General features: G+C 70.2%; 9 protein-coding genes. 4 read left to right on the forward strand and 5 right to left on the reverse strand.

The genetic code is table 11. From position 1 onward, the window contains the following. Window positions 1–193 precede the first annotated feature (193 nt). From ACZ3HL_RS23790 to ACZ3HL_RS23805, 4 genes are all read right to left on the reverse strand, one after another. Window positions 194–856 carry an ABC transporter ATP-binding protein gene (locus tag ACZ3HL_RS23790; protein WP_465411360.1) on the reverse strand — a complete coding sequence of 221 codons (663 nt, stop codon included), beginning with the start codon at window positions 854–856 and terminating at the stop codon, window positions 194–196. Beyond that, a complete protein-coding gene (locus ACZ3HL_RS23795; protein ID WP_465411359.1) occupies window positions 856–1,548 on the reverse strand; it encodes an ABC transporter ATP-binding protein in 693 nt (230 codons plus the stop codon). The genes ACZ3HL_RS23790 and ACZ3HL_RS23795 overlap by 1 nt, the downstream gene beginning before the upstream one ends. Further along, window positions 1,541–4,117, reverse strand: a complete 2,577-nt coding sequence (locus ACZ3HL_RS23800; protein WP_465533743.1) for an FtsX-like permease family protein — start codon at window positions 4,115–4,117, stop codon at window positions 1,541–1,543. The genes ACZ3HL_RS23795 and ACZ3HL_RS23800 overlap by 8 nt, the downstream gene beginning before the upstream one ends. Window positions 4,118–4,263: 146 nt before the next feature. Continuing rightward, on the reverse strand, window positions 4,264–7,452 hold the full coding sequence (locus tag ACZ3HL_RS23805) for an AfsR/SARP family transcriptional regulator (RefSeq protein ID WP_465533745.1): 3,189 nt from the start codon (window positions 7,450–7,452) through the stop codon (window positions 4,264–4,266). 95 nt (window positions 7,453–7,547) lie between these two features. Between ACZ3HL_RS23805 and ACZ3HL_RS23810 the strand changes: the two genes are divergently transcribed. Further along, window positions 7,548–8,423, forward strand: coding sequence for an NAD(P)-dependent oxidoreductase (locus ACZ3HL_RS23810; RefSeq protein WP_465533747.1), 876 nt, complete (start codon window positions 7,548–7,550; stop codon window positions 8,421–8,423). Between the two features lie 11 nt (window positions 8,424–8,434). Beyond that, window positions 8,435–9,295, forward strand: coding sequence for an NAD(P)-dependent oxidoreductase (locus tag ACZ3HL_RS23815; protein ID WP_465411355.1), 861 nt, complete (start codon window positions 8,435–8,437; stop codon window positions 9,293–9,295). A gap of 42 nt (window positions 9,296–9,337) precedes the next feature. On the opposite strand, the gene ACZ3HL_RS23820 is transcribed toward ACZ3HL_RS23815, so the two are convergent. Beyond that, window positions 9,338–10,252 (reverse strand): LysR family transcriptional regulator, encoded by a 915-nt coding sequence (locus ACZ3HL_RS23820; RefSeq protein WP_465533749.1) that lies wholly within the window; start codon window positions 10,250–10,252, stop codon window positions 9,338–9,340. Window positions 10,253–10,331: 79 nt separating this feature from the next. On the opposite strand from ACZ3HL_RS23820, the gene ACZ3HL_RS23825 reads away from it, so the two are divergent. Both ACZ3HL_RS23825 and ACZ3HL_RS23830 read left to right on the forward strand, forming a co-directional pair. After that, window positions 10,332–11,234 (forward strand): EamA family transporter, encoded by a 903-nt coding sequence (locus ACZ3HL_RS23825; RefSeq protein WP_465411353.1) that lies wholly within the window; start codon window positions 10,332–10,334, stop codon window positions 11,232–11,234. Next, window positions 11,231–11,851: an NAD(P)-dependent oxidoreductase gene (locus tag ACZ3HL_RS23830; RefSeq protein ID WP_465533751.1), complete on the forward strand. Its 621-nt coding sequence runs from the start codon at window positions 11,231–11,233 to the stop codon at window positions 11,849–11,851. Before ACZ3HL_RS23825 ends, ACZ3HL_RS23830 begins: the two co-directional genes overlap by 4 nt. Window positions 11,852–12,089: the final 238 nt, after the last annotated feature.

Here is a 12,089-nt window from a genome sequence, read left to right on the forward strand (position 1 = left end):
GGGGTGTTTTCCAAACCCTATACCTAAACATATATTGACGATAAAGTGGCTTTCGCAACCCCCGGCCGAGCCCCAGCACCCAGCAGTACATGAAGGGCTCCGCCTACTCGGGCGAGCGAGTAACACCAGCACCGAACCGGGTTGGGTCTCGTGAGTGGTTAGGACGGTTAGAACCGTCCTAACCACTCACGAGTCAGGAGAGGACGCCGTCCAGCAGCCGTACCCGCCGGTCCGCGATCCGGTGCACGTCGTCGTCGTGCGTCGCCACGATGACCGCGGCACCCTCTTCGGCGCAGCGCCGCAGCAGCCGAAGCACCCGCGGCGTGCTCCCGGCGTCCAGGTGCGCCGTCGGCTCGTCGGTGAGCAGGACCCGGGGCCGTCCGCTGACCGCCCTGGCGAGTGCGACCCGTTGCTGCTGCCCGAACGAGACCTCGAGCGGGTACCGGTCGCCGAGATCGCCGATCCCGAGTTCCTCCAGCAGTTCCGAAACCCGCGTGTGGATGTCTTTCGCACTGGGCTTGGGAACGTCAGACCGGAGCCGCAACGGCAGCGCCACGTTCTCCGCGATGGTCAGTTCGTTCGCGAGGCCGAGCGCCTGCGGCAGGACGGCGCAGGTGTGCCACGGCGGCGCGCCCGCTATCGGGACGCCGTCCAGCAGGACACTGCCCGAATCGGGCGAGTCGAAACCGCACAGCAGCGCCAGCAGCGCGCTCTTGCCGGAACCCGACCGGCCGGACACGGTGACCAGTTCGCCCGCGGCCACTCGCAGTTCGAGTCCGCGCAGGACTTCGACGTCCCCGCTGGGATGGGGGAACCGGCGGCGCAACCCGACGGCCTCGAGGGCGGGTTCCGCCATCACGGCACGACCTCCCGTTCTTCGACTTCTTCCAGTCTGCCCTTGTGCATCCGCGCGACCCGGCTGCCGAGCTCGATGAGCCTGTCGTCGTGAGACGCCACGATGACGGCGAAATCCTGATCCGCCAGGTACTTCAGGGTGTCGAGCACCCTGTCCGCGGAGCCTTCGTCCAATTGGGACGTCGGCTCGTCGGCGAGCACGACGGTCGAGCGGCGGGCCAGGGTGCAGCCGAACGCCAGGCGCTGCTGCTGCCCGCCCGACAGCGCGGAGATCCGCCAGCTGCCGGTCCCGCCGAGCCCCAGCTGCTCGAGGATGTCATCGGGCAGGCATTCGGTCCCGGCCGATTCCGCCGCCGCGTGGAGATTGTCGGCGACGCTCAGGTACGCGAGCAGGTTGTCGGTCGGGTTCTGGAACACCAGGCCGAGGTGGTTCCGCCGCAGCGCCCGCCGGTCACGATGCCGCAGCTTGCCGGTTTCGCTGCCCTGGAAGGAGATCGTGCCCCGCACGGGCTGCTCGAAGAGGCCGAGCGTCCGCAGCAGGGTGGACTTGCCGGAGCCGGACGGTCCCGCCAGCACGGTGATCCCGCGCGCCGGGATGTCGAAGGTGACGTCTTCGACGCCGGTGACCGTGCCCGCCGGCGTCTGGTAGTCGACGCCGATCCCGCGCAGCCGGAAGATCGGTTTCTCAGGCACGGATCAACTCCGCGGTCCGGGCGGTGCGCACCGAGCGCATCGCGATCCAGCCCGCCAGCGCCACGACGAGCACGCCGACGGCGAGCACGGTCAGGGCGAGCGGGGTCGGGTCGGGCAGTGCCGACTGCGGCGGCAGGAACGTCGCCGGATCGAACCGCGGCACCGAAAGCCCCGCGACCGACACACCGCACACGACACCGATGACCACGGCGAGCCCGCTGAGGGTGCCCAGTTCCATCAGATGACTCGCCAGCAGGGCACGTGGCCGCATCCCCATCCGTAGCACCAGAGCCCCGGCGAGCGCGTTCTGGCGCCGTCGGACTTCGACCGCGACCAGCAGCGACAGCACGGCCACGACGCCGAGCACGGCACCGAGCAGAGCCATGAACGAGAACGTCCACGACACCACGTAGAACGGGAGCGCGTCGAGCGCGGACTCACGGGTGACGCGGTTGACCGCCGTCATCACCCCCACGGACGCCAGCGCTTCGGTCACCTGCGTCATCGACGAGCTGGACAGCACGCTCCACTTGGGCACGGTGCGCAACTGCGCCTCGGTGAGCGAATCCCGCGAGATCACGTACCCGGCCTTGGTGCCGATGATCGGGAACATCGGCAGCTCGCCGATCGCCTTCGCGTCGGCGAGACCGGCGGGCAGCGTGGTCTTCTGCGCGGCGTCGTGTCCGATCCGGATCGCCGGGACACCGGTGCCCTGGCTCGCCAGACCGCCCAGCAACCGGTCGACCTCGTCGCCATTGAGCGGACCGAGTGTGGCCGCCTGCCGGAATGTTCGCGGGTCCACTACCAGCACGACGTTGCCGGTGCCGGTCAGCTCGCCGACGATCGTGGTGCTGCCGCTCAGCGAGGCGGGCAGTGCGACCTTCCCGGTGCCGACGATGCTTTCGGTGTCGAGCCTGGTCTCGGCCCCGACGAAGATGGCGGACTTCGTCTGCAGGGCCTCTTCCTGACCGCGCGCGATGCCGATCCCGGTGGCGAGGGTCCCGATGGCGAGCGTGCCGATCACGAGCACACCGGTGACCGGCGCGCGGGCACTGGCGAGCCGCCGGATGGCCAGTTGCAGCGCGGGCCGGGACCACAGCCGGGCGCGATGCGACGCGTGCAGGGCGAGCCAGGCCAGTCGTGCGGCGACGAGCCCGACCGTCAGCACCACGAACACCGGATACGTGAGCGCGAGCGGGTCGACCTGGGGGAGCGGATTGCCGATCCGCGACCCCTTGCTGTAGTCGACGAGCCGGTTCCAGCCGAGCAGGGCGACACCGGCGGTGAGCAGTTCCCACGGGAAGAAGGCCAGGAACTTCACCTTCCTGCGCCGTCCGGAGCGGACCCGGCCGAGCTCGAACTCCCGGTGGGTCCGGACGGAGATCACCCCGGCGAGCAGTGCGAGCGAGACGAGCAGGATCGCGGCCGCGACGAGCGATCCCCAGAACGTCGCGCCGTCGTCCAGTTCACCCGGTGGCCCGTAGAGCACGAGCAGCAGCCGGGCGAGCACCGCGCCCACCGCGCCACCGGCGACGATCGGGAGCCCGAGTTCGGCGACCGCGAGCAACCCCAGCGCGCCGGGGCCGCTGCCCCGCGCGGACAGCAACCTCAGCTGCGGATGCCGTCGCTGGTACCACTGCAAGGCGACCGTGCCGATCCCCGCGCAGCCGACGAGAATGCTGATGGCCGCGAGCGGCAGGATCGAGATCAGGACGTTCGATTCCGCCTGGTTGCTGATCTCGACCGAGCGCTCGAACGGCAGCGATCCGACGATCGCGTCGCCGAGGCCGCGGGAGCCCAGATCCGCCTTGACCGCGGCGATGAGGGCCTTCCCTCGTTCCTCCAGGTCCTCGGCTTCGCTCACGGTCTTGGGCGGAGCCTCGTAGAACGACATGTGCAAGGTCTTGATCACCGGGATGCCCAGCGCACGGACCGTGTCGTCGAACGTCTTCCCGTCGCCGGCGAACATGACCGAGTCGAGCGGGTCGTTGGCGAGCCTGCTGACGACGGCGTTCCGCTGCTGCGAGCACCACCAGCGCGGCGCCGGGTCGGGAAGGTCTCGGTACAGCCCGGTCACCGGAGGTATCGGGGTGCCCTGGATGCTCGGCGTGGCCCCGGCCTTGATGTCCTCCGCCCCGGCGACGACGGTGCCGAGCAGGAAACCGGCGCCCACGGATCCGCTCGCCACGTCGAGATGGCCCTGCGTCGCCTGGTCACGGTGAGCGAGAACGACCTTGTAGTTGGGGTCGCCGTTGAACTCGGTGCCGAAGAGATACGGCGTGTAGCGGGAGGTGATCGGCGCGGGGAAGCCGTGCGCCGGGGCGTTGCGGCGGACCGAGTCGACGACCTGCGGGGCCACCGCGGCAGGCACGTTGTCCTTGCTGAAGACCGGCCCGTAGTAGTCCGGGCACACGATGCCGGACTGGTACGTGACGGTCGCGCCACCCGCGGCCGAGGCCTGCAGGACGGCGGCGGTGCCGAGGAAACAGGCCAGTAAGGCCGTCACCGCGGCGATGATCAAAGTCAGGGGACTGGTCAGTGCCGCTTTCGGAGCCGCTCGCCACGGCATTGTCACCCTGGGCCCGCCGGGAGCCCCCCACCTCACCCGCATGGATACGCACGCTACCGGTCACGGCGCTCTGACGACAGGAAGGAATCACTGTTTGTTGCTGACGTGAAGTAAGGCATGGTCCATTGTGGTGAAACGGTGCGCACTCACTGACTGTCCGTCACCAATTTCTCGATCGGCGTTGTCTCACCCGCCTCACTCTGCGCCGAGAATGCGGTTTCCCCGAGCGCCGCGACGATCACGCCGGTGATCCTGTCGACGTCGCCGCGCTCGGCTTTCGGCAGGGGAGCGCCCACCGAGCGGCGCGCGGCCGCCGCGGCACCGAGCAGCCGCGCGGCCAGAGGATACGAGCCTGCCGCCGCCTCCGCGCCGGCCAGACCCTCGAGACCGAGGGCGATCGCACGAGGATCTTCGCTGACACGAGCGATCGCGAGACCGTCCAGGTGCAGCCGTTTCGCCGCCGCCGTATCCCCGCGTTGCTCGGCGATGAACCCGAGCTCCGCCAGGATCAGGGTGCTGCCCGCTTCGGACTCCACCCGGCGATGCCAGTCCAGTATGGACAGAAGGCGCCGCTCGGCCTCGTCGAACAGCCCCTGACGCCGCGCACCGAGCGCGAGCCCTGTCTCGGCGTAGACCTCCCCGGGTTTGAAGCTGTGCTCGACGGCCAGCGTCCTTGCCCGCTCGTGGAACTCCTTCGCTCCTTCGAAGTCGCCGGTGAGCAGCGCCGTCCGGCCCAGCCACGACAGCTTGTAGGAGACCTCCGGCCACAGCTCCAATTCCTCCGCGCGGCGAAGGCTTTCCCGATGGACGCGGGCGGCGTGGTCGTAGTCCCCGGCGATCGAGGCCAGCATGCCGATGACGAACGAGGCCTGCAACCAGCCCCACCGTTCGCCGAGGCCGTCGAAGACGCCGGCGCTCTGCGCGGCGATCCGGCCGCCTCCGGTGAGGTCGCCACCGGCGATCAGGTGGGCCGCCCTGTCGCTCAGCGCGGCGGCGGCGCTCCAGTCGTCCCCGATGTCGTGGGCGGTTTCCAGGGCGCCGAGTGTGAGCTTCTCCGCCCGGCACAGGTCGCCGACCGTGGACCACGCGTAGCCGAGGAACCACAACGTCCGCGCCCGTACGAGCGGATCGGCGATGCCCCACATGGCCTCTTCCGCCGCGTCCTCCGTGCCGGTGCCGTCGAGCACGGCGATGCCGGTGCGCCAGCCGAGCGCCTGCGCGTGCTCGTCTCCGGTGACGGCCTCGGTGCCGAGCACGAGATCCAGCGAGCGCCGGGCCTGGGTGAGCCGTCCGCGGAGGAACCAGAACCAGGTCGTCGCGTTCACCAGCCGCAGCGCGAGCCGATGTTCTCCTTGCCGTAGCAGCGTTTCCAGTGCGCGCCGGGTGTTGGCTTCTTCGGCGTCCAGCCTGTCGAGCCAGCGCCGCTGCTCCTTCCCGCGCAGGCCCGCGTCCCCGCGTTCGGCCAGCTCGACGTGGAAACGGGCGTGCCGCAAGTACAGGTCGTCGAGTTCGCCCGCCTGCTCGGCGTGGCCCAAGGCATACGCCGATACGGACTCCAGCAGCCGGAACCGCGGTTCACCCGACCGGCCGGGCCTGCTGACCACCAGCGACCTGTCGACGAGCCGGGACACGAGGTCCAGCACATCGCCGGTGGCGATCTCGCCGCCGGCGCACACCGACTCCGCCGCGTCGAGCCCGCAGCCCTCGGCATGGACGGCGAGCCGCCGCAGCACGATCTGCTCCGGCTCGCTGAGCAGGCTCCAGCTCCAGTCGATCATCGCCCGGAGCGTCTGCTGGCGACGCGGCCCGCCTCGCCTGCCGGAAGACAGCAGGGCGAACCGGTCGTCGAGGCGGGCGAGGAGTTCGTGCACGCCCAGCGTCCGGACGCGGGTGGCGGCGAGTTCGAGCGCCAGCGGGATGCCGTCGAGCGTGCGGCAGATCCGCGCGACCACGGCCGCGTTCTCCGCGTCGAGCGCGAACCCCGGCGCGGCCGCCGCGGCACGGGCGGCGAACAGCCGGACGGCGCTCGACTCCCGCACGGCGGCGAAATCCGGCAGCTCGGGCAACTCCAGCGGCGGCACTGCCCAGACGTTCTCTCCTGGCAACCCGAGCGGCTCCTGGCTGGTGGCGAGCACGCGCAGCCGGGGCGCCGCCGCGAGCAGCCTTTCCACCAGTGCGGCGACCGGCTCGACGACCTGTTCACAGTTGTCCAGGACGAGCAGGATCTCCTTGTCCCGCAAGGCATCGGCCAGCGACTGGGACAGCGTACCGGCCGACGTCGCGTCCTCCCGGAGATCCAGCACGGCCGCCAGGACGACGGCGACGAGATCCTCGGGCGGGCACGTCGGGCACTCGACGTTGTCCAGACCCGCCAGCTCGACGAGCCAGGTGCCGTCAGCCAGCTCGAGCTTCGACGCGGCCTCGATGGCGAGCCGGGTCTTGCCCACACCGCCCGGCCCGGTCAAAGTGACCAGCCGCGCGTCGGTGACGAGCGCTCCGACCTCCTTGACCGCCGTCGTGCGGCCGATCAGCTCGGTCACCGCCTCCGGCAGATTCCCGCGCACCGGCCCCGCGGTGCGGACAGGCTCGAGGTCCGGACTGCGGGTGAGGATCGCCTGGTGCAACGCCGCGAGCTCCGGCCCCGGTTCGAGACCGGATTCGTCACGCAGACGGGCGCGCAGTTCGGCGTAGGTTTCGAGGGCTTCACTGTGCCGCCCGGCCGCGTACAACGCGCGCATCAGCAGGCCGCGGAGCCGCTCCCGCAGCGGATAACGCGAGACCAGCCCGGCCAGCTCCCCGGTGAGGACGCCGTGTTCGCCGAGCGCCAGCCGGGCTTCGGCACGCTCCTCCTCGGCGAGGAGCCTCTCCTCCTCCAGGCGCTGAGCAGCGGCGACGGCGAACGGCTCGTCCTCGAATCCGGCGTACGCGGGCCCTCGCCACAACGCCAGCGCATCCGCCAGCAGAGCGGCACGGGCGCGTGGGTCCACGGTGTCGCGGGCCCGCGCGGTGAGCGCACGGAACCGGTGGACGTCAAGGTCTCCAGGCTCGATGGCGAGGACGTACCCGGCCGGCTGGTGCGTCACGAGCTCCCGCGCGCCGGGCTCGGCGCGATCCAGCGCGCGGCGCAACTGGGAGACCTTCGTCTGCAGGGTGTTGCCCGGATTGCCCGGCGGATGCTCGCCCCACAGATCGTCGGTCAACGACGACACCGACGCCGCCCTGCCGTCGCGGCTCAGCAGCCCGGCGAGCACGAGGCGGACCTTCGCCTCGGGCACGACGACGGGCTCGCCCGCGGTCGTCCACACGGCGAGTGGTCCCAGCACTCCGAATCGCACGAAACCGACGTTAGCGCGGACCACCGACAGGATCGTGCGCGAGGCCGTGCGCGGACCCGCAGCGATCCGTGCGCGGCCGGCGTCACGGTGGTCCCATGAGCGAACACGGCAAGACCCCGGTGACGGTACTGGGGCTGGGCGCGATGGGAACCGCGCTCGTAGAGGCACTACTGACGGCAGGCCATCCGGTCACCGTGTGGAACCGGACCGCGAGCCGCGCCGAGGCAGTGGCGGCGAAGGGAGCTTCGGTCGCTTCGACCGTCTCGGAGGCTCTCGCGGCGAACCAGATCGTGATCGCCTGCCTGCTCGACTACGACTCGGTGCACGAGGTCCTCGACCCGGTGGCGTCCGAGCTCGAGGGACGGCAGCTGATCAACCTGACCAACGGCACCCCCGGCCAGGCGCGCGAAATGAGTGCCTGGGCCGAGGAACTGGGCGCGGAGTACCTGGACGGCGGGATCATGGCGGTCCCGCCGATGATCGGCAGCCCCGCGGCGTTCATCTTCTACAGCGGTTCGGGCACGGTCTTCGGCCGGGCACGCACCGCGCTCGACACCTTCGGCGGCGCCAACTACCTCGGTGCCGATCCCGGGCTGGCGCCACTGCACGACATCGCGCTGCTCAGCGGGATGTACGGGTACTTCATCGGCGTCATCCAGGCGTACGCGCTCGTCGGCTCGGCGGGGGTCAAGGCGCGGGAATTCGCGCCGCTGCTCCGCACCTGGATCGAGGCGATGAGCGGCTTCCTGGAGCGCTCCGCCGAACAGATCGACGACGGCGACTACGTGACCGACGTCGTGTCGAACATCGGGATGCAGGCAGCCGCCTACCCGAACCTGGCGCAGGCGGCGAAGGACCAGGGCATCAGCGCCGAGTTGCTCACGCCGCTCCAGTCGCTGATGGACAAGCGGGTCACCGACGGACGCGGCGCCGAAGACCTCATCGGCGTCATCGAACTCCTCAAGAAGTAAAGGAAAACACAATGATCACAATGATCGGGCTCGGCCCGATGGGACAGGCCATGGTCCGCGTACTCCTGGCGAACGGCCACGGAGTGACCGTCTGGAACCGCACCGCCGCCCGCGCGGACGACGTCGTCGCCGCGGGTGCCGTGCGCGCCGGGACCCCAGCGGAAGCGGTGGCGGCCTCGGAGCTGGTGTTGCTGAGCCTCACCGACTACGCCGCGATGTACGACATCCTGGGCAAGGCCGAGGATGCCTTGGCGGGCAAGGTGATCGTCAACCTCAGCTCGGACACCCCGGAGAAGACCCGGGAAGCCGCGGACTGGGTCGCGGCCAGGGGCGGGCAGTTCATCGCCGGTGGCGTGATGGTGCCCGCCGAACTGGTGGGCAAGGACGATGCGTACGTCTTCTACAGCGGCCCGACCGACGTCTTCGAGAAGCACCGCGAGACCCTGGCGCTGATCGGGCGACCGGACTTCCTCGGTGAGGACATCAGGCTGGCGCAGCTGTTCTACCAGGCGCAGCTGGACATCTTCCTGACCTCGCTTTCGGTGTTCCTGCACGCGAGCGCGCTGGTCCGCTCGGCCGGGGTGCCCGCGCAGAAGTTCGTCCCGTACGCCAAGGAGAACTTCAGGATGATGGATTTCTACCTGGACGCCGCGGTCGAGCAGATCGAGAAGGGCGAGCACCCGGGCGACGACGCCAACGTGACCATGATGGGCGCGACGGCCGACCACATCGTCCAGGCGAGCCGGGACGCCGGGATCGACGTGCTCCTGCCGGAGGCGGTCAAGGCGCACTACGACCAGGCGATCGCCGCCGGGCACGGCCGTAGCTCGTGGACCAGCCTTTTCGAGATCATCAAGGCGGGGCGCAAGTAAGTGCTCGTGGCTCGTGAGTGGTAAGGACGGTTCTAACCGTCCTTACCACTCACGAGACTGGACCGACTCGGCACGGCCGCCCTTGCCGTTGGCGACGCCCAGTACTTCCAGGAAGGCCTTCGCCGCCGGAGTGACCGTGAAGCGGTTCCAGACGAGATGCTCGATCCGCGCGGGCGCGTCCCGCACCGGCACGGTGACCACGTCGGTCAGGTTCGGCACGAATTTCGACGGCAGCAGCGCCACTCCCAGTCCCTGATGGATGAGCCGTGCCATGAAGTCGGCGGCCGTCACCTCGAAGGCGACTTCCCGGGTCACCTTCGCCGCGGCGAAGGCCTGATCCGTCTGGGCCCGTCCCGCTGATCCCGCCGGGAAATCGACGAACACCTCCGACGAGAGCCGCTTCAGGTCCACTTCGGACTCGACGGCGAGAGGATGCCCCGGAGCCACCACGGCGATCAGATCGTCGCGGCCCAGTTCGCACGTGGCCACGCCGTCCGGCCGGTCGGTCACCGGGAGGCCGAGGAACGCGACCTCGATCGCACCGTCCTTGATCTGTGCCACCAGTTGTTCACTCGCGCCGACTCGCAGCCCGATCCGGACGTGCGGATACCGGCTACGGAAGGTCTGCAGGGCGGCCGGGACGTCGACCGCCGCGACGGTCGGGATGACGCCGACGGTGAGCCGCCCGCGGATCTCGCCGACGGCCGCGGCGACCTCCGATCCGGCCCGCTCGGCGGCCTCGAGGCATTGCCGGGCGGCGGGCAGGAACGCCTCACCGGCGGCGGTGAGCCGCACCCGGCGGCTCGTGCGCTCGAACAGCCGCGCGCCGAGTTCCCGTTCCAGCCGCGCGATCTGGTGACTCAATGCCGACTGCACGACCAGACACCGTTGCGCGGCACGCGTGAAGCTGTTCGTCTCCGCCACGGCCAAGACGTACCGCATCTGCTGAAGCTCCATGGATCCATCTTGAATCACGATGGATCAAGTGACAAACATGTGTTGGACTCATCGATCGGCTGCGTCGAAGCTGGGAAGCGTGAAAACGCTGACGACCACACCTCTCGCCGCAGGTCTCGCCGGAACCGCGCTGACCGCCTTCGCCCCCATGGTCTGGGGAACGACCTACGTGGTCACCACCGAACTCCTACCGCCGGGACATCCGCTTTTCGCTGGTCTCATGCGCGCCTTGCCCGCCGGACTGATCGCGCTCGCCATCACCCGCACCCTCCCGCGCGGCACCTGGTGGCTGAAGGCCGCCGCGCTCGGCGTCCTCAACATCGGGATGTTCTTCCCCTTGCTGTTCGTCGCCGCCGAACGCCTGCCCGGCGGAGTCGCGGCCACGCTCGGTGCCGCCCAGCCGTTGCTCGTCGCGACCCTCGCCGTGGCCGTACTGCGCCAGAGCCCGTCCGCATGGCGCTTCGCCTGGGGGATCGTCGGGATCGTGGGTGTGGGCCTGGTCGTGATCGGGCCCGCGGCGGGCTTCGACCTCGTCGGCGTCATCGCCGGACTCGGCGGCGCGGGCACCATGGCGCTCGGCGTCACCCTCACCAAACGATGGGGACGCCCCGCCGACGCCGGGCCGACCGCGTTCGCGTCGTGGCAGCTCACCGCGGGCGGGTTGTTCCTGGTGCCGGTGACCTTCCTGTTCGAAGGCGCGCCGCCCGCCATCGACCTCGACGCGGCCCTCGGCTATCTCTGGCTCGGTCTGATCGGCGGCCTGCTCGCCTACGTGCTGTGGTTCCGCGGCATCACGTCCCTGCCGGTCACCTCGGTCGCGGTCCTCGGCCTGCTCTCGCCGATGGTCGCCGCGGTGCTCGGAGCCGTGCTGCTCGCTCAGTCGCTCGGCCCGATCCAGCTCGCCGGTTTCGCGCTCGCGCTGGCCTCGATCGTGGCCGGCCAGATCACCCCGAAGAGCAAGCGGGAAGGTGTCGTCCGATGAAGATCGCCGTCGTCGGAGCGTCGGGAATGGCAGGTTCTCGCATCGTCGCCGAGGCCGTTTCCCGCGGACATCACGTCACCGCCGTCTTTCGCCGCACCCCACCGGACTTCCCGCATCCCGACGTGGACGTGGTGCGCGCCGACGTCACCGACATCGGCCACATGAGCGCGGTATTGGGTGGAGCCGATGCCGTCGTGGGCGCGACGAGACCCGCGCCCGGCACCGAAGAGACGGTCGCCGCCACGGTCACGGCGCTGCTCGACGCCGCGGCGGGCACGCGGGTCCTGGTCGTCGGCGGCGCCGGCCCCTTGCGGTCGCCGTCCGGCGGGCTGGTGATCGACGACCCGGCGTTCGTGCCGCCGGCGTGGCGGACCATCGCCTCGGCCAGTACCAGCCAACTCCAGGCATGCGAGGCCCATCCGGGCGACTGGGTGTACCTCAGTCCGCCCGCGATGCTCGAACCCGGCGCCCGGACCGGGGTCTACCGTCGGGGAACGACGACCATCCTCACCGCCGAGGACGGCGCGTCCAGGATTTCGGCGGAGGATCTGGCCGTCGCGATCGTGGACGAACTCGAGGATCCCGGCCGGGACCGGCATTTCACCGTCGGCTACTGACGCCGCAGCCGCCACTTCAGCTCGGGCGGGTCACCGGGCGACGGCGTCTCCGGGCTCCGTTCGGCCTCGACCTGGATCTCGATGTTGGTCTTGTGCGAGATCGGGTCCCAGATCTCCTCGATCGGCGCCAGCAGCGACTGACTGACGCCTGCCCGGCGGGCGCGCGCGGCGTACCACGCGAACCCGGCCAGAAAGAGGGAAGGCTGAGGAACGCGGCCACGGGTGCCAGGAACTCCAT

The sequence above is a fragment of the Amycolatopsis sp. NPDC000009 genome, from assembly GCF_055563465.1.

What these genes read in the sequence shown, in the direction of transcription:
- ACZ3HL_RS23790 (WP_465411360.1), bottom strand. Translation starts at nt 856, where the DNA reads ATGGCGGAACCCGCCCTCGAGGCCGTCGGGTTGCGCCGCCGGTTCCCC.
- ACZ3HL_RS23800 (WP_465533743.1), bottom strand. Translation starts at nt 4,117, where the DNA reads ATGCCGTGGCGAGCGGCTCCGAAAGCGGCACTGACCAGTCCCCTGACT.
- ACZ3HL_RS23810 (WP_465533747.1), top strand. Translation starts at nt 7,548, where the DNA reads ATGAGCGAACACGGCAAGACCCCGGTGACGGTACTGGGGCTGGGCGCG.
- ACZ3HL_RS23815 (WP_465411355.1), top strand. Translation starts at nt 8,435, where the DNA reads ATGATCACAATGATCGGGCTCGGCCCGATGGGACAGGCCATGGTCCGC.
- ACZ3HL_RS23820 (WP_465533749.1), bottom strand. Translation starts at nt 10,252, where the DNA reads ATGGAGCTTCAGCAGATGCGGTACGTCTTGGCCGTGGCGGAGACGAAC.
- ACZ3HL_RS23830 (WP_465533751.1), top strand. Translation starts at nt 11,231, where the DNA reads ATGAAGATCGCCGTCGTCGGAGCGTCGGGAATGGCAGGTTCTCGCATC.